Source organism: Janthinobacterium sp. 344 (assembly GCF_900112025.1).
GTDB lineage: Bacteria > Pseudomonadota > Gammaproteobacteria > Burkholderiales > Burkholderiaceae_D > Janthinobacterium.
The window spans coordinates 49,307-74,904 of sequence record NZ_FOKL01000005.1 but is presented as its reverse complement, the minus strand read 5'-3'; the positions used below and the strand labels follow the sequence as shown (position 1 = coordinate 74,904).

At 55.9% G+C, this 25,598-nt stretch carries 24 protein-coding genes; 16 read left to right on the top strand and 8 right to left on the bottom strand.

The annotated features are described in order from the left end of the window. Positions 1 to 410 precede the first annotated feature (410 nt). Together BM193_RS28425 and BM193_RS14890 are read right to left on the bottom strand one after the other, a co-directional pair. Entirely contained in the window at positions 411 to 1,322 is a 912-nt protein-coding gene (locus tag BM193_RS28425) for a hypothetical protein (protein WP_139176081.1), read from the bottom strand. Between the two features lie 448 nt (positions 1,323 to 1,770). After that, positions 1,771 to 2,091: an H-NS histone family protein gene (locus tag BM193_RS14890; RefSeq protein ID WP_092797268.1), complete on the bottom strand. Its 321-nt coding sequence runs from the start codon at positions 2,089 to 2,091 to the stop codon at positions 1,771 to 1,773. Between the two features lie 221 nt (positions 2,092 to 2,312). Between BM193_RS14890 and BM193_RS14885 the strand changes: the two genes are divergently transcribed. From BM193_RS14885 to BM193_RS14870, 4 genes are all read left to right on the top strand, one after another. Continuing rightward, entirely contained in the window at positions 2,313 to 3,215 is a 903-nt protein-coding gene (locus BM193_RS14885; RefSeq protein ID WP_092832409.1) for a site-specific integrase, read from the top strand. Positions 3,216 to 3,356: 141 nt separating this feature from the next. Beyond that, positions 3,357 to 4,760, top strand: coding sequence for a recombination directionality factor (locus BM193_RS14880; protein WP_092797266.1), 1,404 nt, complete (start codon positions 3,357 to 3,359; stop codon positions 4,758 to 4,760). Between the two features lie 2 nt (positions 4,761 to 4,762). Further along, a complete protein-coding gene (locus BM193_RS14875; protein WP_092797265.1) occupies positions 4,763 to 6,046 on the top strand; it encodes a metallophosphoesterase family protein in 1,284 nt (427 codons plus the stop codon). A 60-nt stretch (positions 6,047 to 6,106) separates the two neighbouring features. Beyond that, positions 6,107 to 8,524 carry an AAA family ATPase gene (locus BM193_RS14870; RefSeq protein ID WP_092797264.1) on the top strand — a complete coding sequence of 806 codons (2,418 nt, stop codon included), beginning with the start codon at positions 6,107 to 6,109 and terminating at the stop codon, positions 8,522 to 8,524. Positions 8,525 to 8,676: 152 nt separating this feature from the next. Here the strand turns inward: BM193_RS14870 and BM193_RS14865 are convergent, their stop codons facing one another. Beyond that, on the bottom strand, positions 8,677 to 9,072 hold the full coding sequence (locus tag BM193_RS14865) for a hypothetical protein (protein ID WP_175533299.1): 396 nt from the start codon (positions 9,070 to 9,072) through the stop codon (positions 8,677 to 8,679). After that, complete coding sequence (locus BM193_RS14860) at positions 9,056 to 9,388, bottom strand: hypothetical protein (RefSeq protein WP_092797262.1); 333 nt, start codon at positions 9,386 to 9,388, stop codon at positions 9,056 to 9,058. The genes BM193_RS14865 and BM193_RS14860 overlap by 17 nt, the downstream gene beginning before the upstream one ends. Before the next feature lie 316 nt (positions 9,389 to 9,704). Here BM193_RS14860 and BM193_RS29130 point away from each other — a divergent pair, with 316 nt between their 5' ends. Further along, a complete protein-coding gene (locus tag BM193_RS29130) occupies positions 9,705 to 10,091 on the top strand; it encodes a hypothetical protein (RefSeq protein ID WP_254786204.1) in 387 nt (128 codons plus the stop codon). Between the two features lie 116 nt (positions 10,092 to 10,207). Here BM193_RS29130 and BM193_RS14850 read toward each other — a convergent pair whose 3' ends face one another. Continuing rightward, positions 10,208 to 10,810 carry a hypothetical protein gene (locus tag BM193_RS14850; protein WP_092797261.1) on the bottom strand — a complete coding sequence of 201 codons (603 nt, stop codon included), beginning with the start codon at positions 10,808 to 10,810 and terminating at the stop codon, positions 10,208 to 10,210. A gap of 862 nt (positions 10,811 to 11,672) precedes the next feature. Between BM193_RS14850 and BM193_RS28420 the strand changes: the two genes are divergently transcribed. After that, complete coding sequence (locus tag BM193_RS28420; protein WP_139176080.1) at positions 11,673 to 12,044, top strand: hypothetical protein; 372 nt, start codon at positions 11,673 to 11,675, stop codon at positions 12,042 to 12,044. An 18-nt stretch (positions 12,045 to 12,062) separates the two neighbouring features. Here the strand turns inward: BM193_RS28420 and BM193_RS28415 are convergent, their stop codons facing one another. The 3 genes from BM193_RS28415 to BM193_RS14840 are packed head-to-tail and all read right to left on the bottom strand — an operon-like array spanning position 12,063 to position 14,175. Next, on the bottom strand, positions 12,063 to 12,401 hold the full coding sequence (locus BM193_RS28415) for a hypothetical protein (RefSeq protein ID WP_139176079.1): 339 nt from the start codon (positions 12,399 to 12,401) through the stop codon (positions 12,063 to 12,065). Beyond that, a complete protein-coding gene (locus tag BM193_RS14845) occupies positions 12,392 to 13,099 on the bottom strand; it encodes a restriction endonuclease (RefSeq protein ID WP_092797260.1) in 708 nt (235 codons plus the stop codon). The genes BM193_RS28415 and BM193_RS14845 overlap by 10 nt, the downstream gene beginning before the upstream one ends. Beyond that, positions 13,096 to 14,175, bottom strand: coding sequence for an integrase domain-containing protein (locus BM193_RS14840; RefSeq protein ID WP_092797259.1), 1,080 nt, complete (start codon positions 14,173 to 14,175; stop codon positions 13,096 to 13,098). The genes BM193_RS14845 and BM193_RS14840 overlap by 4 nt, the downstream gene beginning before the upstream one ends. Before the next feature lie 1,194 nt (positions 14,176 to 15,369). Between BM193_RS14840 and BM193_RS14835 the strand changes: the two genes are divergently transcribed. The 10 genes from BM193_RS14835 (at position 15,370) to BM193_RS14800 (ending at position 24,624) form a co-directional block, all read left to right on the top strand. Next, positions 15,370 to 16,422 (top strand): PRTRC system protein D, encoded by a 1,053-nt coding sequence (locus tag BM193_RS14835; protein WP_092798001.1) that lies wholly within the window; start codon positions 15,370 to 15,372, stop codon positions 16,420 to 16,422. 2 nt (positions 16,423 to 16,424) lie between these two features. After that, entirely contained in the window at positions 16,425 to 16,706 is a 282-nt protein-coding gene (locus tag BM193_RS14830) for a hypothetical protein (protein ID WP_092797258.1), read from the top strand. Between the two features lie 8 nt (positions 16,707 to 16,714). Next, on the top strand, positions 16,715 to 17,167 hold the full coding sequence (locus tag BM193_RS28785; RefSeq protein WP_175533298.1) for a hypothetical protein: 453 nt from the start codon (positions 16,715 to 16,717) through the stop codon (positions 17,165 to 17,167). Beyond that, a complete protein-coding gene (locus tag BM193_RS14825) occupies positions 17,164 to 17,721 on the top strand; it encodes a PD-(D/E)XK nuclease family protein (RefSeq protein ID WP_175533297.1) in 558 nt (185 codons plus the stop codon). Before BM193_RS28785 ends, BM193_RS14825 begins: the two co-directional genes overlap by 4 nt. 278 nt (positions 17,722 to 17,999) lie before the next feature. Further along, complete coding sequence (locus tag BM193_RS14820; RefSeq protein WP_092797256.1) at positions 18,000 to 20,159, top strand: type VI secretion system Vgr family protein; 2,160 nt, start codon at positions 18,000 to 18,002, stop codon at positions 20,157 to 20,159. Between the two features lie 6 nt (positions 20,160 to 20,165). After that, positions 20,166 to 21,623 (top strand): DUF2169 family type VI secretion system accessory protein, encoded by a 1,458-nt coding sequence (locus tag BM193_RS14815; protein ID WP_092797255.1) that lies wholly within the window; start codon positions 20,166 to 20,168, stop codon positions 21,621 to 21,623. Between the two features lie 77 nt (positions 21,624 to 21,700). Then, positions 21,701 to 23,161, top strand: a complete 1,461-nt coding sequence (locus BM193_RS14810; protein WP_254786202.1) for a PAAR-like domain-containing protein — start codon at positions 21,701 to 21,703, stop codon at positions 23,159 to 23,161. Positions 23,162 to 23,178: 17 nt separating this feature from the next. After that, positions 23,179 to 23,610, top strand: coding sequence for a tetratricopeptide repeat protein (locus BM193_RS28410; RefSeq protein WP_139176078.1), 432 nt, complete (start codon positions 23,179 to 23,181; stop codon positions 23,608 to 23,610). Next, positions 23,611 to 24,042 carry a tetratricopeptide repeat protein gene (locus tag BM193_RS14805; protein ID WP_092797253.1) on the top strand — a complete coding sequence of 144 codons (432 nt, stop codon included), beginning with the start codon at positions 23,611 to 23,613 and terminating at the stop codon, positions 24,040 to 24,042. It abuts the gene before it with no gap. Positions 24,043 to 24,231: 189 nt separating this feature from the next. Then, the gene (locus BM193_RS14800; protein WP_139176077.1) at positions 24,232 to 24,624 is read left to right on the top strand and encodes a hypothetical protein; all 393 of its coding nucleotides are present in this window, start codon (positions 24,232 to 24,234) and stop codon (positions 24,622 to 24,624) included. Positions 24,625 to 25,598 lie beyond the last annotated feature (974 nt).

The window sequence follows — 25,598 nt, the reverse complement described above, 5'->3', positions numbered from 1 at the left end:
AACGTAAGCGCTGCAGTCCAAAAAGTACTGGAACAACCAACCGATGCTGTAACTATTTATTGCGTGACCTTATCACGAAGTTTAAGCATTGTTTTCATTTTTATTATTGGTAGTTTTTCGTTCTTCCTTTCCACACTCCTGTCTGTCACCGCCGTAATCCCCTCGAACTGGAACGTATCGCAAGCTCTAGCACAAAGTGGCTTGGCCCAGTCCACCAAATGGAGCTGTTAATTTACCTGGCCATGGGATCGTTGCTACTGCACCGACTAAATTTCCGCTAAATTATCCAACCGTCTCTAATAACTTGCGCTGGGACTTAAATCTGCAAATGGATTAGACGGGCAAATGGAAAACTAAACTGAAGTACTCCCCCTAAAACTTAAATCGCCCCATTTAATTCGTGCAAGAACTCACAGCAGGTCACGATGTTCCCACCCCCAACTGCTAAAATCGGAAAAAGCATGAAGTACAAAGCAAATGTAGAGGTACTTGAGCGGATCAGCATTGGCGCTATCGCCATGGACTGTAAAGCACGAAAGCGTGTTTAGGGTAGCTTTTCGATGGGATAATCTATTAAATATCTGAGGTGATTCACGCAACGGAAAATGAGCTCTTTCTCCCTCGCGCAGGAGGCGACCCAATTCCTCGGAACTTTGCAGCATGGCCTCACGTATGCCTGCATGTTTCTTCTGTATCGGATAAATTATTTTATCAACCCTATCAGAGAACTCAGTAGCAAACTCCGTTTTTAAACGCTTAGAAAATAAACTCACCAATCTATGAAAATTGCCATTAATAAGTAAGTCTTGTTCCTGCCATTTATCGCGATCCTTAAAATATTCGAATCTAGTTGCATTACGAAAATCAGTCCCAATGTCCGCACTTTTTGCCAGATCGTGATCAACTTCGAACCGCTTGAAGGCTTGAGCACGGTGCAGAAGGTTCAATCCTGCCTGCCATCCCATTTGCCCTTTAAAAGCAACAAAGATCATCTCGGAAGCTTCATGAAGTAAATGACGCATATAGGGATGTGATGCAACTTCTCGGTCGTAAGAATCAGCTAAAACGATCACTTGGCTTAATGCGTCGCTTGCCAAACTCATGAGGTCTCTCAACTCACCGGCATGCTTCTCCTCTACGTCCAAAACCTTCTGATAGTAGTATCGGTGCGCTTCGGTCAACTGTGCTCGATAACTGTTTTGCGCGTCTATGTGTGCATACTGACTTTGACGTTTCGCGTAAAGCACACTAAATATCGAAACAAACAAGCCCAAAGCGGAAACGGCTAAAGCAATGCTAGCAATAAAATCACTGGTTCCCAATGCAACTCCCAATTTCCAAAAAAGTAGTCATATATAAATTAAGTCAGCACTACAAAATACCGCCAACTCCAAAATACATTTACCAGCTCCTTTCAAACAACCTCAAAAAATACCCTCCCGTATAAATTTCGCATTCGTTTAATGTCAAAATCGCCTGCTTAGAGGTAACAGCATTTCGTAGTCGTTACAGGTTACCTTGTATCAAGTCGTTCGTCTTTTTCCTTCCTACCAAAGACTCGATCGCCATACAAAGGTCAATTACTAAGTCACCCAAATGGCGTAGACTGAGCGCAAAATTAACCCGTTCCAATGCTACACATATTTTTGGCTGTATCTGAGCGTCAAGTCCTAGAAAATCTGAAATTATCTGTTGAACATCCGCAATATCCAACTGCTGATGAGACTGGCCTCCGATCGGAAAGACCCCGAAATGCCCAGGCAGTTAAAGTTATATACGTAATCCATCAAGTGATTGATGCCTCTCCAGCCAGGACTTGACCCACAAAGGTTGGCGCCCGCGACCACTCCATTGCTGTTCGTGATTGTCAGGGTTGCGATACTGCGCAGCAACCGCTTTCTTCTCCCCCTTTGCTGTATTTTTCGGTACGCCAGAGATCAACTGTGTTAGTGGCACGCCGACCCGCTGTGCAATTGCGAGCATTTCCGCACGGGCTTTTTCCAACTCGCCTTTTTGTCGGGCCTTGATTTCTTGAATTGCTTGCGCTTCTAGCTTTTTTAACTCGGCCAGTGATAATGATGAGATATCCATATGAACTCCTTAAAAGTAGTACAAGTTTTGGGTGTCGCCTGTCTGCGACTTGAGGACGCATGCCAAGTCAACGCCATTCTAAGACACTTCATACATGCTTTTGCAGTCTTCTTTCTCCTTGTACCATCGAAACACCTTGTTTAAAGGGGCAATTTCGACTGGAGCCATGCAGCTGGCCCGGCAAGAATCGTGAAAAGCACCGTTGCCACGCAGGCCCAAATATGGAACCACGCCCCCCTTCCTTCGCATCGACCTGGCTTCTGGCCATGCTTCAAGGGCAGACCTATGACCAGATTGCAGCGCGGTTCCGTGTAACGAAGTCGACTGTCTCCAAATCCGTCACGGATTTGGCGCGGGATCTGCAGACAGTCGTTGGTGTGGTCGGCCTCGATGAGGACTGTGCTCCCACTGCCCATGTCATCCGCGCGCATGGAAAAGACTACCTGGAGGCACTGGAACACTTCGTGCCGCTGGCGAAACAGGCCGCCACAACCTCACCGCCGATCATTACCCAGGCACACGTTGACCAGCTGGTGCTGCACACGGCACGGCATAGCCGCTGCAAACAGCGCGATATCGCCCTTCTCCTCATGCTTATCCATACCGGCGCACGTCCGAATGAGATCGCCAGATTGACCGTTGCCGATTACGTCGATGCGGTGGGCCAGCACCGCTCTCCGCCATGGCTGCCGGCAAGTGCCGCTTCGAATGGCATAGCACGCCCCCTTCTGCTGCGCGACGCAACAGCCCTGTATTGGCTCGACGCCTATTTGGCGTGGCGCCTGGCTGCTGGATTCGGTGTCAGCGATCGGAGCGAATACCGGGGACTCCAGGGCGAAAGTAGCCTGTTTCTCAGCCGGACCGGTGAGTCGTTTAGTTCGTCATCGACGAAAGCTGCTGCCGAGAAGGGCTTGCACGATGTCCTGCAACGCATCTTCCGCTATGCCAATCCGCCTGGCCTTGGTGTGCTGGGCGCGCGCCGCTCGGTCGCGCATCGCCTGCGCGCCGACCGCTGCACACCCGAGGAGATCGCGTTTTATCTTGGGACACGCACCGGTGCCGTGCGACGCCTGCTGGCGACAGGTCCCCGCAAGCCGCCACATCCAGGCGCCTTCCGCGCCTGAATTCAATCAATCTTGCCATCCCTTCACTACCTACGTTCGCTCGCCCGGTAGGAGAGCGTCTGGAAAAGGATCACGGGGTTGACTCGCTACCGGCCAATGAGAGGATGGTTCATCGCTTATTTTTATGTAAAGGAGACCATCATGGATAAGGAAATCGTCAATCGCTCGCTTGCGCAAGGCGCTCCGCCAACGGTCCTTGGCGAACGGCCGGCCCGCATTCCCACGGGCGGCACGATCCGCGCCGGCATCAAAGTGCTGACCAAGGCGGCCGCGAACAATCCGCAAGCGAAGGCGATCTACGAGCAAGGGTTGGCCTCAAACTGTTCGTTTGAAGAGATCGGACAAAAGATTGCCGAGGCATTCCCGGACATCAAGACACCGCTGGTACCCAAAAATGTGGCCTGGTTCACCGTACGTCCGAATGACTTTCCCAATCCGGCCTTGGCAGCGCAGATTCTTGCAGCGTTTGGCGAGGATCGCGGCGACGGCGTCATCCGGCTGTATCGTTTTCCGGTTATTTTCCCGGCCGACACCTGGCAATTGGTCATGCCACATGAGCTGGCCGCCTGGGCACGCAATGACAAGCGCTACTGGAGCGAATATGCGTCAGATGGCCATACGCGCTACTGCAAAATGTATGCGCCCGTGCGTTTTGATGAGCGCAGCCAACGCGTGGTTCGTACCTTCGGCGGGCGCCCAGTGCAACTACGACCAGAAAACAACGGCGTCTGCGATCCCGAAAATTGCCCGGAATTTCAGAACCGGCAATGCAACCTGACCGGGAAATTCATTTTCTACATTCCCGGCATTGCCTCGATCGATGCTTTCGTCCTGCACACAAATAGTTTTTATGCCATGAGCCGCGCCATCGAGCGCTTTGAAACCATCTCGTTCATGCGCGGCGGCCGCCTGGCCGGTTTCCTCGATCAGCACCGCACACCCTTCTATTTCAGTAAAAAGCTGCGCGATGTCTCGCATATCGATCCAAAAACGGGGCAATCCGTGCGCAGCGCACACTGGATCATCGAGCTGGAAGCACCAATCGATGTCTCTTCCCTCCTGATCCAGCATGACGATGAAAGCGCTCTACACCTAGCCGATCAGGCCGCCCATATCCTGCAAGGGCAAAACGAACAACAAGACATTGCCTCAGTACAGCTCCATCCCAATGAGGCACCTGACGTGCCACTGGAGCAACCGGCACAGAGTGAAGCCTCCATGCAGCAAAAAGCGGCCTCTGACTCCACGCCATTGACGCCACATCAGCAGGCCAACAACTGCGGCGAAGATGAAGCGATCAGCACCCTGTTTGACCTGGCAGCGGCCTATGGCGTAGACCGGGAGCGCTTTGACCTCTTTGCTGACCGCCAATGGGGATCCGGCTGGCGACGCAATGCAAATGGCCGCCAACGCGTGCTGGCCGAACTGGAACGCTATCAGAATGATCCTGAAGGCTTCTGCGAAAAGGTCAACGCCCGCCTGCGCGCGTCGGACACGCCGTCATCCCGGCAGCGTGCGCCAACAGCGCCAGCCAAGGGAGAATAGGCATGCGCATCGCTCATTTCTCCGATTTGCACTATGCCGTATCGACCTTGCCCGAGGTCGGTACGTGCTTCACCTATGCCGTGGACCAGGCGATCGCAAGACAGGCAGAAGTCGCCGTCATTACCGGCGATACCACCGATCATGCCCTGGATGCCCATTCGCCGGCGTTGATGGCGCTCGCGCGCCAGATCCGGCGCCTGGCCGATCATTGCCCGGTGCTGATGCTGCAAGGGACGTTTTCACACGAACCACCCGGTACGCTGGATCTGCTTTCCCTGCTAGGGGGCCGTTATCCCATACACGTGGCCAACCGCCTGCAGCAGGTCATTCTCAACAGTCGGCGTGAATGGACGGCTTCCACACACTCGCGCTTCGATGCCAATGACTGGCGCGACACGGACTGCGCCCTCCTCTGCTCCTGCGTTCCGACCATGAACAAGGCGAACTTGGCCGCCAGTGTCGGTGCCGAACAAGCCGGACAGGCCATGGGGCACTATTTGGCTGACCTTCTGGCCGGCTACGCGCCAGGCAATCTACTGGCGCGCCAACGGGACATTCCCACCATCGCGCTCTCCCACGGTACCGTCATCGGCTGCATGACAGAACATGGGGTACCGATGGCGGGACTCGACCATGAATTTACCGCAGGCGCGCTGTTTCAGGCACAGGCCAATGCGTTCATGCTGGGGCATATTCACCTGCATCAGGCGTGGGACCACAACGGACAGGTGATCGCCTACCCCGGCTCCATTGGACGCTTGCATTACAGCGAACAAGGCAATAAGGGTTTCCTGATGTGGGAAGTCACCGCGGACAGCGCTAGCTGCGAACTCGTCGCAACGCCGGCTCGCCGCACGCTGGAGCTGGCGTTTGCCGGGCCACCGGAGATGGATGCACTGCACCAATACGTCGCTAACCACCCCATCGAAGGCGCCTGGGTGCGTATCCGCTGGCAGTGCCTCGAAGAGGAACGCGCCACCATCGACCGAGAAGCGATCACGGCACTGTTTCGTGGCGCGGCAGGCATCAAGCTCGAAGGCCGAGTGCTCCCGATCACGCGTGCCAGAGCAGAGGGAATGGCTCGCTGCCATCAACTTGAAAAGCAAATCGATGCCTGGGCACGCCAGGTCGACACGCCAGCACCACCACTATTGGCTTGTTTGGCCCAGTTAGCTACTCACTCACCCGCCGACATTGCGATGGCTGCGCTGTCAAGAGAGGCAGTTGCAGACGACGTTTGCACAAGCCGAGGCCACGCTGCGCGAAACGGGACTGTGGAGCCTTGAGGCGCGCGTGCGCCGCTTCATACTAAAGACCGGAAGACACCTTGACCAGGAGAGATCACCATGCGCCCTCTTTCCCTCACCTTGACGGGTTTCATCGGCATTCGCGATGGGATGAACAGAGAAACATTGGCGCTCGATTTCGAGCGCCTCACGGCCGGCGCCCAGCTAGTGGCCATCGTCGGCCCGAACGGACGAGGCAAAACTACCGTGCTAGACAATATGACGCCCTATGCAACCATGCCGTCCAAGGCAGGTGCTGACGGCCTTGGCAGCTTTTCCTACTATGACGAGGTGTATTTGCCGGTCAACCGCAAGGAACTCCTCTGGGAAATGGGGGGACAGAGATACCGTACACAGATCATCATTCGGCTCAACGGCAAACGCAGGAGCGAGGCCTACCTGCATCAGTTCCGCGCTGGCGCATGGCAGCCCGCACAACTGCCGGACGGAACCGTGTCGGACGGTCGGATGGAATCGTACCAACGCTGCATCGAGGATATCGTCGGACCAGCCGCCACTTTCTTTACTACGGCGTTTTCGGCGCAGAACAGGCGCCAACTGGCCCACTACCGCAACGCGGAAATCAAAACCCTATTGAGTGACCTGCTTGGACTGGAGCGCGTGCGGACAAAGGGGCTACAGGCTGCGGAGACGGCGAAACTGCTGCGCGGCGGGCTTTCCGGATTGCAGCAGGAGCGGCGGCTACTACAGCAACAGATCGATGATCATCACGCGCTTTCACGGCAATTGGCCGTGCCCGACGGTGCGCTCGATACCCTACAATGCCATAGGAAGGCAGCATTGGCAGAACTGGATGAGGCCAAAAATGCCCTGGCGACGCTCAAGGCGGAACAGGCAGTCGCTGCGACCTACGTGAACCAGCGCCAGCAGCTCAACCAAACACTGCAGAACCTGCGCGATCGGATGCAGACACGCAATCAGCAAATCGACGAGCGAGAACACGACCTCATCGCTGCAGGCCAGGCCATCATCCAACAGATCTTGCAGCGGCGGCACGAGCATGCGCAGGAATTTCAAGCTGCAGTCAGCCGGCATGCGAACCTGCGGTTGCTCAACGCCGATCACCGACGCGTGACCCGCGCCGTTCACAGGCTGCCGATCCTGACACGCCTGCAGGAATACCGCAGCAATCATGCCGCAACCTGCCGCCAATCCCATGATCGGTATATGCAGGCAACATCAGAGCGTGCGCTAGCCCAGCAAAAGATCGATGGGTTCAACCGGGAAATCGGTGAGACGGTATGTCAAATCCGCACACTGCACCAGCGCCTCTCACTCACCTCCCTCGTTCCCTGCGCGGGGACCGCGCTCCAGGGACAATGCCAGCTACTCGAACATGCCCGCTCAGCCCGTCCCATCATTCCCCAGCACGAACAATCGCTGCGCCGCCTGGAACACGCCCAGCGCCATCAAACCGAGGTGCTGTCGCAGCTGGACGCGCAAATCGCAGCAATGCCGGACACGGCAGAGCGCTTGGCACGAGCACTACGCCGCCTGGATCGTACTCGGGAACGACGCTCAACCAATCAGCAAGTCGCTGCGCGCGCCAGCGAGATCGAGCAGACACGAGACAGTATCGACGATGTGATCCGCCGGATTCACCTGCTCGCGCAGGCCGTCGACCATGAAACGGATGCCGAAAAACAGGAAAAAGCACGCGTCGACAAGGATCTGACAGCCATTGCTGCTGAGCGCGCTCAGATCGCACATGGTATTCGCATAGAACGTGAGCATATTGAACAGCAACTCTCCGCTCTGCCTTTGCCGTTCGATCCGATTCGACTCGCGCAGACCGATCAGGAAATCGTTCACTGCGCGGGCAGGCTGGCAGAGTGCGAAACACAACTGCACGAAGCGATCGGGCGCCAGCACCGCCTGACTGAGATTCAACGCCAGTTACTGGCTCACCAGCAAACGCTGGCATTGCTGGATGCCCGCATCGCTCATATTGAAGAGCAAACAGCAATCTGGTCTCTGTTCGCCACATGCATGGGGAACGACGGGGTCATCGCCCTGGCCATCGACGACGCGGGGCCCGTCCTGTCGATGCTCACGAACGATTTATTGATGGCGTGCTATGGGCCACGTTTTACGGTATCCATCCGCACGCTGCTTGAGTCGGGCAAAGGGCAATCCAGGGAAGGATTTGACGTCATCGTGCACGACGCCAACACCGGCTTCGCCAAGAGCGCATCCAAGATGAGTGGAGGCGAACGCGTGTGGATCAACGAATGCCTCACGCGCGCCATGGCCTTGTATCTGGCCGAGTCTAACTGCCGGCGCAGCGAAACGCTCTTCTCGGACGAAGCAGATGGCGCCTTTGATGCCGAACATAAACGCATGTTCCTTGCGATGAAGCGCCAGGTCATGCAACTGGGTGGCTATCAACAAGAGTTTTTTATTTCACATACGCCGGAATTATGTGATTTGGCTGACGTCACCCTCAACCTCGGCTAAAGTAATAAAGATTAGCGTAAATGCCCGCGTCAAGGAGCACCAGCGCTAGGGCATACTCAACGATTCACATGTCACAATATGGCTTGCTAGCGATCGACTCGCAAAAAAAAAAGCGCCTCTGGTAGAGGCGCCAACTGTTTCTATGCCAGTATTTAAACACTGTCTTCACCAATCGCGGCAAAGAGGGCAGCCCTGCTCTGCCTCTCGCTCATGATGAACTGCCGTAGCCCATTTCTCCAACAGACCCCGTCAGGCCTTTGAGCACATGTACATCTCCAGCCACCGTGAGCACGACATAAGCGCATTGCTGCTGCACTCTTGGCCATCTGATGTCCCTCGAACCACACCTGTTGCAATGACTCGTTGAACAGGAAAGTCATCGGCATTACTTCACGTCCTGCGAAGTAATCTTCGTAACCCAAGTGCAGTGCGGCCTGAAATGCTTCCAGATGCACCAACTCATCACTGTCCGGACGCCACCTCTCGGACGCATCCATGTATTGCAGGACGACAGCAAGACCATGAACCTCATTAGCATCGTCCATCATCGCCTCCGTGAGGTTCTACCGCTTCGGCAGGATCCCGCTGACGCTTCCTTTGCAGCTCCCGCAACTGCTCCACACTGTCGCTGATCGCGGCCTGCGCAAAACCCATCAGCCAGGCGTCCCGCAATCCGACCTCCTGGTGAAACAAGCGCGGCACCTGCTCATTGCCCCGCTTGTAGTCGTCATATCCCATCTCCTCGGCGCGATACAACATCACGCTCATCAAGTCGTGTCGCCGCCGTTCGTCGTAACGGATGTCAAGCGCACGGCGGTACTCGTGATAAATCAAACCAATGGTTATGTTGATGACTTCGTTCATGACAATACTCCTCAGTGCAAATGCCCGATCTCACCGCCAGTGGAACCTCCATGTACATAGCAAAGGTCCTTTGCTGAACACAGATGCCCTGTCGTCAGGTCGCAAAAACAAATGCACGTCCTGTTTGTTCGAATAAACTGCGCGCCGTCCCGGGTCACAACCCGCGTACCGGGAGGCAGCGCCTCTAACTGCTCGATGAGCGGGTCGACTTGTCCAGCTGCGCTGGCGCAGGGTGTCCCACTCCTCTTCCAAGGTGAAAATTGATGTTTCATGATGACCTCCATGCTTGAGGGGATTGAAACGCCCTGGGCAATCGATGCCGGCAAATAGCACGAGCCTGGACGAGGCCAGCCTTGTACATGCTGGCAACTTGAAATCTGCTCGATGGATGACTATCCTGAGCAACACATATACGGAAAACGATCTGTGCTGGATGACGGATCTGATGAGGGCTGCAATCGGAGAAAATATGTTGCAACTTGGCGTACATATCCGCCTGACGTCGAGAGACGTCGAGCGTCTGCGCTACATCACCGGCTTCGAACCAGTCGGTATCAGAAAGCTCGCCGATCTCGACGCCTACGTCGAGCAATGCAAACAGCATTTACAGGGACGGGCTGACGAGACGCGGCTACTGCATAAGCTTATCGACGAGACAGTGGCATCGTGCCGCATGTCGGCCTGCTCAATACTTCACCGATAGCTGGCTTTCTGGTAGTCCGCCCAGGCATCAGGCGGCTCCCAGAGCTCACATCATCAGCAACAACACTTATCCTTGAAGGGCGACCTCATCGCCGCCCTTCCACATGCGATCGTGAATTAACGCTCCCTTCCCCCAGCGCGCTTTGCCGAACGTTGAGATGCGCCGATATTGGCCTGTTGCCCAGCGTCAGCCGCTGCGTTGTCACGCAAGGGGTGAGCAATTTCTGACGGAGATACCCCCTGGCCCGAATCCACCGGATTGGCATCCCCAGTGGTCAACCTGCGTAGCTGAGCGCCAGCCTTTTCCTCGCGTTCCGGCAGACAGGCCAGGAAGATCGTTCCTGTCGACCTGCACAGCCTTGTAGCAAAGCCAAGAGGAGCACCGATCGCCATATGCATGACCCAACGGATCCCCGCTCCCATCCTTCGAAGGCGCACCTGGCGCGCTTTTTCCCTTCGCAGCACATGTTTGCAGCGCAGGTACAGGCCACTATGCTGAAATCGCAATTCACTGCTCTTTTCCAGATGCGCCACCAGCTCGGCGGCAATCATCGGGTCGGCCGCGCGCCGATAAAGGCTCGCCCAAACCCGTTCTTCTTCAACCTCGACCAAGGAGCGCCGCCGCTTTCCGGTCCTTACCTCTCCACCGTTTTGCATGATGTCCTCCACCAAAAACAAAAGGGAACGCCGGCATCCCATCGGATGCTGGTGTTCCCTCATCGCCCCACGCCTCGCTCCTTCAACAAGCAAACGAGACAATCTATTTAGCACTCTCCCTCGTCGGGTAACGAATAACCGCATGCGGGGCAATCAATGCTCCAGTGCTGATTAATCGTGCCAGACTCGGCGCTTTCCCAGCTGTGATACCTGGCACGTTCATGCGAACATGCCGGGCACTCCGCCTCAAAGTGCTCATTGTCGAGTTCCATTCCACCAGGCTCGACGCCCCTTCCAAATACCCTGGTTCCCATATCGGCCTCCTCAGCAAGCGCCTTGTCTGGAATGTGAATCACTCCGGGCAAGGCGCCGCATCAGCTGGGTTCGCCGCAACCAAAGCTTGGTCGCGATGTGAACAACACAGGTAAACAACGATCCTATGCCTGACCTCAGGTACGGGAACACACTGCCAGGATGACACTGAGTTGGCATCTGCACGCGTGCCGAAGCGTGCGATATCCGAGGGTCGCCTGAGCTTGACCGGAGCAGTGCACACGCGACATGCACCTCCCCGCTCACCTCACGTAACCCAGTGCCACCGAGCAAAATGCAAAGCGGGTATGGCTGATCCTGTAGAAATTGTCGTTGGGACATGATTGCTCTCCAAAAAAAGAAGGCACCATGGCCCCGCACGGGGACCGCGATGCCCCGCACACGAGAAGATATGCCTGGCTATCGTTAAGAACCGATAGGCAAGCGAAAGAAGGCCCACCATTCCTAAGAACAGGGGCCTAACCTGAGAAGTATCCAGTGAACTGTACTTCCTTGACGCAAACGATCCTCTGCTTGCGCAAATCAGCCTGGCAAGTGACCAAGCAAAGATCGGTTGCCGAAGCAACGTGTCGAAATCCTACTCGACGACTGAATGACGGGTGACGACCGCAACGCTCACCACGTGAGTGGCAAGATCCTGCCAGACATCCGCGATGGATGCGGCAGGAGCAATGTGAGAGCGATTCTCACAGAAAGCACTCTTATTTTTGCAGTAGTTATTGACGAATTCAAGCCGCACCAGGACGAAAGTTCACCGAAAATCGATAGTTCAAGGTTGCTCGATGCGTTCCCAGGCAGATCACCGATAGCGATCCGGACACAGTCATCGGCTGCTGTCATCCTTCAGCAACCGGATGCCTGTCAACCCGTTACTGCTGCGAAGAAGTTTGGAACAGTCGACTCACCTGCTGAAATACATCCGGGTCCGAAAAAATTATCTGCCTATAACAACCCGCTGCTTTGACGGGCACGTCGTTCATTCTCAAATTTGGCTTGTTTGCAGCAGTCTAAAGCGCTCATGCACCAATTGATCAAAACAGCGCATGAATTCTCCCCCATCGTCACAAGTCACGATCACATGCTTTTCCAGACGACCACATCGCGAAACGCGCCGCGTGTCAGCAATCACGCACGATGTGTGACTGAAATTGCAGATAACAAACGGCCGCCCCTCCACTGGCGCATCATAATAAGCTTGCGCCGCGAGGCGGGCATCGGCCACCTCAATACCCTTGCTCCCGCTCTTCTCGATCACCGTGTAGGTGGATCCAGCCGTCCGGCATGCTCGCAACAACTGGCGGCTCTCCGCATTCAGTTCCATACCACCTCCCCCGCGCGCCTCCCCAATACCAGTTGTACCAAACTGGCTCCGCTGACCAGCACCACTTTGCTTTTGGCCAGATGCGAATACACGGCAGCACCACTACGCCCGGTATGCAGAAATAGTCCGGCCCCAACCCCATGACGGCAAATGGCCTCGCCAAAGGCCGCCACGTGATGATGGTTCACATGGCCGCCATAGCGCTTCGACTGCACCGCATACCAGCCATGCCCAGGCAACCACACCTTGCCGTCAATCCCGCCATCCCCGGAATACCTCTGGTTGCGCAGGATAAATAGCCCGGCGTCTTCCAGGGCCGACAGCACCACTTCTTCGAACACCAGCGGATCCACACTGCGCAAATAAGCCAGGCACCGTGCTGCGTATCCCTCCCCCGTGAACTGCCGCACCGCCCGCAGCACCGCGCGCGATTGACTAATACGCCGGCGATGGTCTGGTAGCCGGCGCATGCGCATCGCATTGAACAACTGCGACGCACATCGAAACAGCATGCCGCTCACACCGTGTGAACGGGCCAGAACGGCTCCATGGCGCTCGCGCGGCGCACGCGGCGCACGGGAGCCGCCAGTTTTTCCATCCTCGATTCGCTCTTCTCCACCATCACCGGCCACGGTGCGCTTGCCCCACCGCGCACGCGGATTCCCTGACGACCAACGCTGCCAATGTCCCCGTTTCATGATACCGCTCCCATTAAATCCACTTCACCACTGCGCCGGCCCACCGGCGATCCCAGATACGCGTTGCTGATCTGCTTCCGACAATGCCCCAGCTGTTCGGCCACCTGCCGATAAGCGTCCGCCATGACCTCCCGATCGATGAACAACTCGCCGCCCCGCACAGGCGGCTGCACCTGCGTGATATCAAAGTACAGATCACCGGCAAACTGGTGCCGCAAGCCGTGTGGCGTGACGCCCAGGTTATTCTTGGTCAACCCAACTGAACGCACCACATTCGAAAACAGGTCCAGCGACTGTTTCAAGGACAGTCCAGGATGGCCGATATGCCCCCAGTCCTGCCGGGCGAGACAGCGTGCACGCGCCAGCGCTTGCCTTTGCTGGGCTGTACGCACTGCCGCATAGCGCAACCGGCCGCCCTTCGTCCCGCGCTTGATGCGCAAAAAACTAATATAGTGATCGGATCGAGGATGCTGGGCCGGCAAGGCATACGCCGGTACTTCGGCTGCGCGCGGGCAAAACATCACGGCTTCCTTGCGGCGCAGGCCAAAAGCGATCATCATCGCCAGCTGCCCTCCCACGTGGCTGTCCACCGCATCGACGGCGGCAATGACCTCATCGACGGCAAGACCATGGCTCTCCCACCCCTTGTCGATCAGCGCCCCATAGGAGCGGCGTACCAGCGCCGGATCGCTCACATAGCTCTCGGCACTGCGCACCAGGCCCGGCTTGCCGATCCAGCTGGCGAAGACCCGGATAAAGCTCATTTGCTGCTGAATGTAGGCTGCGCTGCAGGGATACGCCCGGCGCGGTATGCTCATCGGCATGTCGAGCAACACATCTGCCGGTACCGGCTGCGCCGTCCAGTAGGCCATCAACGCGCGCACATGCCGTTCCGCCAGGTTTTCAGGTACTGGCTTGAATCCCAATTTGCGCAGTAACGCGAAGATCCGGTACAAGCCCTGGCTGCGCGCCTGTCTGGTGCTATGCGAAATCCCCTTCCCTAAGCTGGCATGCTTTTCATTAAACGCGTCCAGCAACGCATCGAGCTGCCCCCTCCATTGTGTGTTGTGGGTCATGACTTCTCCCTCCCGAAACTCAGGATTGTCGATTTAGCATGCTGCACTGTCTGGCGCGCATGCCCCCGGTGTGGCCTTCAACTGGCATCGGCGCCCGGCCTGCTGCGCCAACGAGGGAGATGTACTCTAGATATTCCAACGCGCTGTCCCTATCTCAGCGTCGATGGCGGATTTTCTGTTTGCCCGAAGGCGCGGTGTCTTAAAAATGCTCATGCGAATAACCAGCGAATTTCTCCTTCTGTGTTAGTCCCCGCGTCTTGCGCGAGCAGTGCGGCGCTTGCGCCACAAAGACATTTAGGTGCCCCGGCAACTCTCAATTGAACCAGGACCTTGCCCCTCTTCCCTCACGGTCATCCCATCAGCCCTACCACCAGGCCGCTTCGTGATTGCGCACTAACCAGGTTGATCGAAGCTTCTCCGGCAACGTCACAACAAGGCACCGCGATAGGCTCTTCGTACAGCAGGAAGATTGAATAGGTGATAAATCACTCTCCTGCGGTTCGCGGCCGCAGGCGATACATCGACACTACCAGGATCGTAAATTAGCGACGGAGCGCCGCAAGGCCCTCTCCGATTTGACAAGCGTCTCTTGACGAGAAATCACGCGCGAGCATTTACCCCCGGCAGGGGCAGCCCGACCTACTTCTTCACTGACATACCACTCAACTCGACCGCAGGGCGCGGCCGACCAACTTCGCTTCGATAGACAGGTAACGACTGCAACGGCATACCACGCTTGCCAGCGCCACATTCGGAACGCGATGTCCCTGGAAGTGGGTCCAGACAGTCGTCACAGAATATGATCAGTTTTTTCGAATGTCAAGCCGATTTTCGGCGCTGAAAATTTGTGATTGAGGTCGAATTTATTTGGTAAGTGCTTCTGGCGAGGATTTCTCCCTATGAAGAACGCCGCGTCGTCATTCCTCTGATTGTAAATGGTATTGAACATCGGAACGGACTGAACCAAGCGCACAGATGAACAACCAACGTACGTCTGCGGTGCGGCACGATTCCAGCGCAGATGCGATGCATTCTCACGCCAGTATAGCTGCGCCGCAGCGCGACTCCAGTCGTTCCCCAACGCGTCTGGAGCCGTACTCACTACAAGTTCTGCCAAAAAAGCCGGGCTTTTCTCATGGAGTACCTACCACCCCACTATTACTGTTGATCACTTGCAGCAATCAGGAGGACGAAGTGGAACCCATCGTGCGGGCCGTGGACGTTGGCCGGGGAAACACCAAATTCATTGCAGCGGTCAGCGCTGGCGACGTGCGCTGCGCGATGTTCCCGTCACAGGCCCACCCATGTGAAACGGCCTTTGAGCAAGAAACCTGGGGCACTAAACGCCGTACCATCTGCGTCCCGGTTGACGATTTGAACTACGAGGTCGGACCCGACGCACATCTCGCTTCCGACATCTTCAATGCCAACGTGCTGCAACACGACAGCTACAGTGCAACGCCTGAATATCTGGCTTTGCTACTGGGTGCACTGCATTACATGCGTCTCGACCGGATCGATCTCCTGGTACTTGGTCTGCCGGTGGCCACGTATAAGCTCAAGAAGCAAGTAGCGGCGCTGGAACGCCGCGTGACCGGTGAACACGTCCTGGCCGAAGGCAAAAAGATCACGGTTGCGCGCGTCAAGGCAATTGCACAGCCGTCCGGGGCCTTGATGTACTGCGGACTGACCCATGGACGCCTTGCTCAGATGCGCAAGGAACGGAATCTGATCATCGATCCGGGTCGGCGAACGTTTGACTGGCTGGTGACGCAAGGCATGCAGCAAATTGACAAGCGCAGCCATTCGGTACCGCGCGGCATGTTTGACGTGCTCCACTCGATCACCGAAGGCATCAGCCGAACCACAGGCTCTCACTACCGGGAATACGACGCGATCGATGTGGCGCTGCGAACGGGGAAAAAGCCGGTCATCTTTCAAAAGGAGTACGACATTGCCCAACACCTGCCGCTCGCGCAAAAAATCCCGGAGCAGGCTGTCGCCGAAATGCTGCACTACGTGGGCGACGCTGCCGACATCAACAATATTATTCTGGTCGGCGGTGGCGCCTTCTTCTATCGCAAAGCACTGAAAACCGCCTTCCCGCATCACGAGCTGCAGGAACTCAAGGATCCGATCTTTGCCAACGTCAAAGGTTTTCAGTTTGCCGGCACTGAGCTGGCCAAGCAGGCCGACGCGTCATCGGCTCGGACAGATGGCACTGAGCAGCTAAACAGGACGGCTTAACCATGGTCGGGTCCCTCACCATCCGCTTGAGCGTGGAACTGGAACGCGCGGACAACCCGCCCCTGTATGACGATCTCATCAAGTTTCCAAAGGGGCCGCGCCGCGTGAACCGTCTGCGTACCTTGGCCTATGCCGGACTGGTGGTACAGCAATGCGGACAAACCACGTCGACCTCGGAGGCGCTGCGGCTCGGCAAGCCTGTGACTGAACCGAACACGCCAAGTCAGGATACGGTCGTCGCCTTGGCATCGATGGAGCTTTTTGGCCCATCAAGAAGCGAATAGGAGTGAACATGGAAAACGACGAGCTACCTCGTATCAGTGCTAGCCAACTGGCCGAGATGGGATACTGCGAACGCAAGATCGTCCTGGCCGACAGATTTGGCCCGCGCTGCTCGCCAGAACGCGAGCAGGCACGAGCCTATGGAGAGCTTCAACACGTGAAGTTCTTCATCGAAACATTGGACTTGGATGCCGCTTCACTAGCGCTCCCAAGCCTGTCGGAACGGGCGTTCATCAGGCCCGACCAATTGGCTACACGCACTCCCAAACTCCACAGGCGGCTGTTCCAAGTCATGCCGGCATGGCTATCGGCCGCACGCAAGATGCGCTTACACATGGAGAGATTCGTTCGGACGGTGTTTTTGCGTCTACGCGAACAACTATGCTGGCCGCGATATCGACAAGCACAAAAGAGGCGCCAGGCGCCACTTCGCCTTGTCACCCGCACTCACGAAAAAAAATGAGCACTTCCACTGTTCTATCGATCCTCTTGCATGTGGGTTGGGTGCTTCTGCTGCTCTGTATTGTACGTGGAGTGAGACGGCATGCCAGGTGTCGAACGCGCCCCAGGTGGTTCCCGGACGAATTGCGTTACGCCAGCCTGGCTTACGCAGAGCAAACTTTCTCACTCGATCACCCCATCAAACTCATCGCGCGTGTTGATCGAGCCTATCGCCACCAAGGAAGACTCACATTAATGGAGTACAAAACCCGACGTGTGGAACGCGTGTTCATGTCGGACGTGATCGAACTCTCTGTCCAAAAGATGATTCTGGAATTGGCAAGCGGAGCCAAGGTAAACAATTATGGCTTTGTCGTTGTTCAGCACCCAGGGATACCTGAGCGTAGAGCCATGAGGGTTTTCTTACTCAACCACAAACAAATCACCGCGCTTTATCACCGCAGAATGGCTTTATTGAATCAAACGATTTCAGCCAACCACGCGGAATCATCATCGCAATGTCGTCAATGTGAATTCATGAGAGTTTGCAAAACGTATCCTGAAAGTACGCCGTAGGCCATATGCTACTCGGAGAATGCACTCTGTGAATATTGCCGCCTCCGAATCGCTCATTTCCGCCCTTCTTGATGGGTCTTGTCGACAATTATTTGCTGAAAGAGGCCTTTCTTTCACTGAAAACGGACACGAAGTGCTCCGTTGCGCAATAAAAGTATCCTGAGTCCCTTCTTACCCATCCTTTTCTCTGAATGATTTGGTATTGCGACTTCGCAATACCTTTTTTGCTGTGCCCGCTAAAGTCTCTGCTAACGCACTGCAAAGGCCACGAAAGACTCATGAACTTCTTTGACGGCGACACCATTGCACTGGCAGCCATGGCCGATGATATGCAAGGTGACCGCCTGCTGCGCCTGCATTTCCCTGATGGCGACGCGCCCGCCAACACGCTAATGCTGGTCAACAGCCTCGACGCCAGCGAAAGCCTGTCGCGCGATTTTTCCTACGTGGTGGAGGTGCTGTCCGACGATGCCGCCATTGCGCTCGACAAAATCATGGGCAAGATGGTGGCCATCGCACTGGTGCGCGAGGATGGCACCCTGCGCTACTTCAATGGCTATGTGTTCGAGTTCCGTTTCCTGCGCACGGACGGCGGCTTCGCCTGGTATGAAATGGTGCTAGAACCGTGGCTTGCACACCTGCATCTGCGGCAAAACAATGTCGCTTTCCATGGCTTGACGGTGGCCGCGCTAACCGACAAGGTCTTTGAAGACTACCTGATGCGCGACTACAAACTGGCAGCCACCGGTATCGATCCCGCCATCACCTACACCTGCCAGCACAATGAAAGCGACCATAACCTGCTGCACCGCCACTGGGAGCAGCTGGGCTGGCATTACCGCTATGAACACCGGCTTGACGGACACACCCTGTGGCTCTCCGACGACAGCGGCAGCGGCAAGGCCATCGATGGCGAATTGAGCAGCATGCCCTTCCAGCATCAGGCCGGATCATCGGAAGACGATGGCGTGCATAACTGGAGCACGGTGCGGCGCATGGCGCCCGCGCAGATGACACTGGCCAGTTTCAATTTCAAGAATCCGCGCAGCGCCCGCGCCAGCCGCGATTCCCTGAACCGGCAAGGCGCCGTGCCGGCGCTGGAAATCTATGAAAACACGGGCAGTTACGGCTTCAAGAATATCGATGACGGCGAAGCGCTGGCCCAGCGCCGCATGGAAGAACGCGACGCGCAGGGCCAGCTCTTCGAGGCCCAGGGCAACGACCGCACGGCGCAACCGGGACGCTGGTTCACCCTGGACGGACATTTCAACACGGCCACGACAGGCAACGGTGGCAAGGGCGCCAGCGAATACCTGATCCTGTCCGTGCACCACCATGCCAGCAATAACTACCAGCAAGGCAGCCACGCCACTTCCCACTACAGCAACACCTTTACCTGCATAGAGCGTGCCATTGCCTGGCGTCCGGGGCGCAATTTTCATAGCCGCGAACCGAAGATCTATGGCGTGCAGACGGCCACTGTGGTGGGGCCGCCCGGCGAAGAGATTTATACGGATGGGTATGGCCGGGTCAAAGTGCAATTCCACTGGGACCGCCTGGGTAAGTTTGACGACAAGAGTTCGCCGTGGATACGAGTGATATCAAACTGGGCCGGCCCGAATTTTGGCCATATCAGTCTGCCCCGGGTGGGCATGGAAGTGGCCGTGCAATTTCTCGACGGTAACGTCGCCATGCCCATCATCATCGGCTGCGTCTACAACGCGCGCAATATGCCGCCATGGGATTTGCCGGCCAACAAGACGCAAAGCGGCATGCTGAGCCGATCCTCCAAAAAAGGTTCCGCCGCGCACGCCAACGCCCTGCGCTTCGAAGACCGCAAGGATGCGGAAGAACTGTGGCTGCATGCGGAAAAGGACCAGCGCATCGAAGTCGAGCATGACGAGTCGCACTGGGTCGGCAACGACCGGCGCAAAACCGTCGACCGCGATGAAACCGTGCACGTCAAGCGCAATCGCACGGAAACGGTGGGCCACGACGAAGACATCACCGTGCACAACAACCGCAAGGAACGTGTAGATCGCGACGAGCACATTGATATTGGCAAAAATCGGACAGAGGTTGTCGGGAAAAATGAATCGGTACGCATTGTTGGCTTTCGGACCGAAAAGGTCGATCGCGCCAAAACCGAAACGATCACCCTGGCGAAGGTACTTAATATTGGCGGTGCCTATGCTGTTACGGTTGGCGCCGTGATGCATACCATGGTGGTGGGTGCCAAGTACCTGCGCGCCTTGCGCAATGTGATCAAGATCGCGGAAAAGATGGAGATCACGGCGGGGACGGAGTTTGAGGTCACCGTTGGCCAGTCCCACCTGAGCATGTGTTCCGATGGAAAGATCACCATCACCGGTAGCGATATCACCATTGGTGCGACCGGTCCGGTGCAGATCAACGGCCACGACGTAGATATCAATTGACCAGGTATGGAAACCATCAATCACACGCCGTTTCCGGCCCAGGTGTTTGAATCCATCGACCAACATGGGCAGGTTTCCTACGTGGCCACGTTGCGCCAAACCTTCGCCTTGGTCGCAGGGGAACTCGTTTTTAGCGATCATCAGTTGCCCTTGGCCGAAGGAATTAGTCACTTTCAGGAGCGGGTATCCGGCAGTGTCCGCCAGGAATCGGATTATTGTCCCTTCAAACCACACTGTGATGTGCTGATCAATGCCACAGCACATGCGCCGCGCTCCGCAGAGTTGCAGCGTTTTGTTGTCAGGTTACGCGTCACCAGGCCGGGCATCGCACGCTCGTTGCCTGAGCGCCCACGGGGCCTCAGCCCGCATATGTCGCCCGATCCTGCCGTACTCGCAGTCTGGCGACAGGAGGTCAATCGCCTCAACTCCCATCCAGATCCCCTGGAAATCCTGATCGACAAAACGCTGGCGATTACTGGCCGGCGGCACTTCATCAAGAAGCCCCGTTGGGTGCGCTTACTGCACGCCGTCGTCTGGATCGCCGCACTATCGACGATTCGCTTTAACCCCTGGCGACTGTCGCGTCCCACTCCTTTACGTTCGCTCCCCTTGCTCCACGAATATGCATACGGGGGCGAGTGCAGGATGAATGCTGGAACACGGGCAACGCCCTCCTTGCCAGCACGCTACCACCTGACTGCAGCTCAAGTTGCCGCTCACCCGGATGCGTCCTCGGACCAAGCTCCATTGGCACACTGCGTTGATGAGAACAATCCATATGGCACAGGTTTCGCGACACACTGGTATGTGCGTGCCATGCGCCTGCAACAGGTATTGGCGCCGCAGATCGAGGCCACGAGCCAGCAGATGAGCGCGCTACAGTTTTGGAAAATGCAACACAGTTACGAGCTCAATCCACTCGATCGGACAAACTGGAGCGATCCGATTGGCTTGGTGGCACGCCCGAATACCCACCCTACCAGGCGAGCGCTCGCGGGGACCATGGACGATGCCTTTATCAATGGCACTGCCGCGCTTCCTACCGATTTCAGCGAGGCGTACTGGAATTGCGCTCCACGAGACCAACAAATCCCCTATTTGCGTGGAGATGAGCGCGTTGAGTTGACCAACCTGTGTTCACCAGACACGCCGGGTGCAATCATTGACGCGCATGGCAACACGGTTTTGCACTTTACCTTGCCAAAACAATCCACGTTTCTCCTGCTTCGCCAATACGATGGTGTGCTCGCTACCATGAATCTGCAAGCGGACACGGTAATTGTCGAACCAGAACAAGGCATCGTCGCACTGGTCTGGCGCGTGCGTTGGCCAAAAACGTCCACCAGTACTCTGCGTGTGTGCGAGTTCCGTGCACGGATTGGTACGAACCGGGCCAGTTCTGTGGCGTCGTCTGACGCACAGGACTCCTCACTCTCAACAATGCAGCATCCCGCAAACGCATGAGTACCGCTAGGCCTCCTGGACCAAAGGCGGCTGCACCGATACCTGGTGTCTGGTCTTCCAGGGAACACGAGGACGTATTGGCTCAGGCGGTGCAGCATATTAACCAGGACGAAAAAGCGGCAGCTCAACGGGCCGCGATAGTTCGGACATCCGTGCCTAGCGGGACCAATCGCATCGGTGCACGCCGGGACGGCGGCTTTAAAGCCATCAGTACGGCGCCATCAATCAACAAAACTCCCATCGGGCCGGCGATGGTCCCTCTGCCCTATCCCACCGTACAGGATCTGTCCAATAGCATCAGTACTGCCAGCACTGTGCGCTTCAATGGGAAACCAGCCTATGTCCTGGGCGGTAGTACGCAGCCAAAGGGAATGGGAGATGAAGCAGGCACCGGTAAGGGCGTACGTTCAGGCACCGTCGCTGGCGAGATCAAACCGGTCGTCGGCAGCAGCACGGTACGCGTGGAAGGGAAATACATCGTGCGGGACGGCGACGCCTGCACCATGAATGGTGGAAATAATCCTGGTATCTACGTCACGGCCTCAGCGCCTGCCTGTGGCATCAGCAAAGGCAAATTCACCGGAGAGACTAACCCGTTGGTGCATGCACAAACGCCAGCGGAGGAAAGTTGGTTGTCTAGCTGGTGGAAGAACACCAAACACGAACTCAATGAAGCTGTTGAGCATCCTTGGGAGGCGGCGAAGGGAGCGGCCAAAGGCATTGCCAATATTCCCTCTTCCATCGGCGAGCTGCTGATGAAGGGTGCCACTTTGCAGAGTGCCAGCGACATGGAGCAGGCCGCCGCCATGCAAAGCGTGTTTGGCCAGACAGAGGCTGCGCAGAGGATGAGCGCAAGTGCCGAGCAGGTACGCCAAGGCGTCGATGCAATTCATCTTCCAATGTTTGAGATGAGTAACGCCGCTCAAGCGGGAGGTGACAAGATCCTGACGGCGGCAACGCTGGCTGCTGGCGGCGTCGGTATCGCGCGGAGTGGCGTCAAAGGATTGGCGGGGTTAGGCAAGAGCGCCAGCATTGCCGATGCGGAAGCAACAAAAGTCATGAGCACGGGTGCCAAAGCCGCTCAAACGGAACAAGCACTCTCCAAAAGTGCCGTTATGGCGGATGACCTTGTGGCGGCCCCTATCGCCACTCCCGCTGGCAACGGTGTAAAAATTCTGCGTAAGATAAAATCATTGCGTGAAAAATATCTTGGTAGGACTCCTGGCAAAGAGTCTCGCACCGGGCGCGAAGTACAAGCGAGAATGCGTGCGGATAAGACCCTTCGTGACAATGCGTTTACTGGACAGCCAGAATTTCTTGCAAGTGATAATAAATGGTATGAACTGCGCTTTGCTGATATGGCGCATAAAGAAGATGCCGTGTCGTGGTGGAATCGTGTAGGGCGCCAATACGGTGCTCAGGCGCCAGAGGTCAGGACTTGGATGCTAGAGTCAAAAAATTATGTACTCGACCTAAACTCACTGAACCGATCAGCAGGCGCCAAGTTAAAAGTCCGTTATCTACCACCACTGAAATAGAAAGGCAGGAAAAATGCATGATTCCTCTTGCTAAAGAAAAAATGGCAGAAATGCAAGAAATTGGAGGGCGAGCACGAGCTGAAATTGCCGCTGGCAATCCCGATGCCGCGCAAGTTTTGCTTGAAAAAGCATGGCAGTTGATCCCTCTTCCACGTGCGCAATGCCATGACAGTGTATCACTTGCGCGTGGTGCACTACGATTAATGGCCTTTTCTGGCAAGCCTTCGCTCGCACTGCGATGGATCAGTGAACTCAAAAGTTTACCCGTATCAGACCTTGATCCAGGGCCTGACTTTCTCCAAGGGGTCACGTATTATGAACTCGGTGACCTGAACCGGGCGTATGAACACTTCCAACGCTCGTTTACGATGTCAAAAGGTAGATGTTTTGTAGATGAAGATCCCAAATATCTGGCATTTTATAGAGAACACGCAGCAAAAGGAAAATGAATGGACTTACCTTCCAATGTAAGCAAGCAGATCGATTTACTATCAGAAATGGGTAATGACCTGGCCGATCAAGGAGAGTTCTCCCAAGCAGCGGAGAGATGGACGCAGGCTCTTGATCTACTCCCTCCGCCGCAGGCAGACTGGGAAGCGTATACCTGGCTGAAGGCGTCGATTGGCGATGCGCTCTATCAACTTGCGGACTTTTCTGCAGCTCGCGAGGCATTGTTCGATGCGCTCAATGGTCCTGATGGCCAGGAGAACCCGTTTATGCATTATCGGCTTGGACAGACGGAACTGGCCTTGAAAAACGACGAGGCTGGTATCGCGGAGTTGCTCAAGGCGTACATGCTCGACGGTGAGGAAATCTTTACCGAAGAAGAGGATGGGCACATCTTTTTGCAAAAGCTTCGGGATGCCGGCCTGGCCAGTTAGCAAACATGGTGGATTGTGTCGAGGTGCTCAATGCGTAAAATTCTCATGATCGTCGTCGTCATCCTGCTCGCGAGTATCGCGGGATTGTTGGCGATGGACAGATACGACAAGCATGTGGAAAAACAAAGGCAAAAGGCGTTCGACGAGAAGTTTTTGAAATAGTAAATCGGCACGATGTGGGATGTAGCCATGATTGACGAACTTTCGCCAAATCAATTCCGTGTTGTGGTGGAGAATGACATGGATCGGGTGCGCCCGCTGTTGTGGAACAGCTTGCGTAAGGAAATAGAAATGTCGATCATCAGATTTAAGCCCGTGAAGGGAAGCGCACGGTTCGCACATCAGCAAGTCGAAATCGACGAGAAGATTGTGGGGGAGGTATGGCGTGAACAGTCTCGCGTTATCGTCAGCAAGCTCTCCCAGCCTTTACGCCAAGAAATTAGGTGGCGGTGGTTCGGCAAGGGCGAAGGTGATACGAAGACTCTTGGACGCGATCGTCAAGGGCTTGTCGGTCTAGGCTTCACCTCGAAGGATAAAGTTGTAGAGGCGCTGGTGACGGCGGTTGTTTCTAACGCAAATTGATGGTTATTCAGCCTAGAGGGCGTAGCGGTACTCTGAATCGCTCCGTAGATAAACAACGGGGGCGAAGTTTTCGTACCGTTCGATCCGATGTTTGTGTTCAGCGTGTCCGACCTGTCGTTATCAGCGCTCCATTGGAATGTACATGGCCGGGGCCGGGAAATGCGCTTCGACTTGAGCGCCAACAGTCGAAGTTGGGCGATTCTGCTAAACCACCTGTATCAATCACTCCCTCTACCGGAGATTGAACCATAACCGCCTTGAAGAAAACGCCTCCCCCCCCCCCAGAACAGTGCCTACAAATTGGCAGCGGCCACTCGCCGCGCCAAGGTTGCTTCCATGGGTGCGCCGATCATCGGTGAAGTCAAGCCATCCCAGGGCAGGATCCGGGTCACGCTGGGAGGCAAAGCCATCGGCGGGATGCCAGTTCGGCCGTGTTCGGACCGTCTTCGATCGACATTCCGGAATTTTCCAGCGTCCGGAAGCCCAAGTCAGCATAAGGAAGCGGCCAGTGGCCGCTTATTTTTCGCGCGCGACACCCCTCCGGCAGCGCACAACCGCCATGCTCCAAGACGGCCAAGGATCCAAGGAAGCCAAATAGCGACACTCGCTGCCGCGCAGACAACTCCTCCTAGGAGAGGTATCGTCTTCCCGAACAAGCTCAACAGATAACCGATCCAGTACTTCTGTATACCAACCAGGTAGGTCACTTCATCCCTGGCGTTCCAGTTTTTTTAGTTGCTATATTTTTAATATCCTTCGCTTGCGCCGTTTCGCCGGTGCACATCCATTCTGGCATCACGACTCGATCCATGTGCACTTGCATCGTTCGGACTTTAGTGTGCCAAAAGCCCGATGGCGTGGTGGCACCGGGTTTCGTGCTCGCGATGTGAATCGTCACCAGCAACTTAGACTTTCCTGATCCATGGTTCCTGAAAGATGAAAAATCGATGGATCCTGGGGGGGGCTTGGGTGTC

Excerpts from the sequence above, each read along its gene's own strand:
- BM193_RS14890 (WP_092797268.1), bottom strand. The coding sequence starts at position 2,091 with ATGGATATCTCATCATTATCACTGGCCGAGTTAAAAAAGCTAGAAGCG.
- BM193_RS14885 (WP_092832409.1), top strand. The coding sequence starts at position 2,313 with ATGGAACCACGCCCCCCTTCCTTCGCATCGACCTGGCTTCTGGCCATG.
- BM193_RS14880 (WP_092797266.1), top strand. The coding sequence starts at position 3,357 with ATGGATAAGGAAATCGTCAATCGCTCGCTTGCGCAAGGCGCTCCGCCA.
- BM193_RS14875 (WP_092797265.1), top strand. The coding sequence starts at position 4,763 with ATGCGCATCGCTCATTTCTCCGATTTGCACTATGCCGTATCGACCTTG.
- BM193_RS14870 (WP_092797264.1), top strand. The coding sequence starts at position 6,107 with ATGCGCCCTCTTTCCCTCACCTTGACGGGTTTCATCGGCATTCGCGAT.
- BM193_RS14865 (WP_175533299.1), bottom strand. The coding sequence starts at position 9,072 with ATGATGGACGATGCTAATGAGGTTCATGGTCTTGCTGTCGTCCTGCAA.
- BM193_RS14860 (WP_092797262.1), bottom strand. The coding sequence starts at position 9,388 with ATGAACGAAGTCATCAACATAACCATTGGTTTGATTTATCACGAGTAC.
- BM193_RS29130 (WP_254786204.1), top strand. The coding sequence starts at position 9,705 with ATGCCGGCAAATAGCACGAGCCTGGACGAGGCCAGCCTTGTACATGCT.
- BM193_RS14850 (WP_092797261.1), bottom strand. The coding sequence starts at position 10,810 with ATGAGGGAACACCAGCATCCGATGGGATGCCGGCGTTCCCTTTTGTTT.
- BM193_RS28420 (WP_139176080.1), top strand. The coding sequence starts at position 11,673 with ATGACGGGTGACGACCGCAACGCTCACCACGTGAGTGGCAAGATCCTG.
- BM193_RS28415 (WP_139176079.1), bottom strand. The coding sequence starts at position 12,401 with ATGGAACTGAATGCGGAGAGCCGCCAGTTGTTGCGAGCATGCCGGACG.
- BM193_RS14845 (WP_092797260.1), bottom strand. The coding sequence starts at position 13,099 with ATGAAACGGGGACATTGGCAGCGTTGGTCGTCAGGGAATCCGCGTGCG.
- BM193_RS14840 (WP_092797259.1), bottom strand. The coding sequence starts at position 14,175 with ATGACCCACAACACACAATGGAGGGGGCAGCTCGATGCGTTGCTGGAC.
- BM193_RS14830 (WP_092797258.1), top strand. The coding sequence starts at position 16,425 with ATGGTCGGGTCCCTCACCATCCGCTTGAGCGTGGAACTGGAACGCGCG.
- BM193_RS28785 (WP_175533298.1), top strand. The coding sequence starts at position 16,715 with ATGGAAAACGACGAGCTACCTCGTATCAGTGCTAGCCAACTGGCCGAG.
- BM193_RS14825 (WP_175533297.1), top strand. The coding sequence starts at position 17,164 with ATGAGCACTTCCACTGTTCTATCGATCCTCTTGCATGTGGGTTGGGTG.
- BM193_RS14820 (WP_092797256.1), top strand. The coding sequence starts at position 18,000 with ATGAACTTCTTTGACGGCGACACCATTGCACTGGCAGCCATGGCCGAT.
- BM193_RS14815 (WP_092797255.1), top strand. The coding sequence starts at position 20,166 with ATGGAAACCATCAATCACACGCCGTTTCCGGCCCAGGTGTTTGAATCC.
- BM193_RS28410 (WP_139176078.1), top strand. The coding sequence starts at position 23,179 with ATGATTCCTCTTGCTAAAGAAAAAATGGCAGAAATGCAAGAAATTGGA.
- BM193_RS14805 (WP_092797253.1), top strand. The coding sequence starts at position 23,611 with ATGGACTTACCTTCCAATGTAAGCAAGCAGATCGATTTACTATCAGAA.
- BM193_RS14800 (WP_139176077.1), top strand. The coding sequence starts at position 24,232 with ATGATTGACGAACTTTCGCCAAATCAATTCCGTGTTGTGGTGGAGAAT.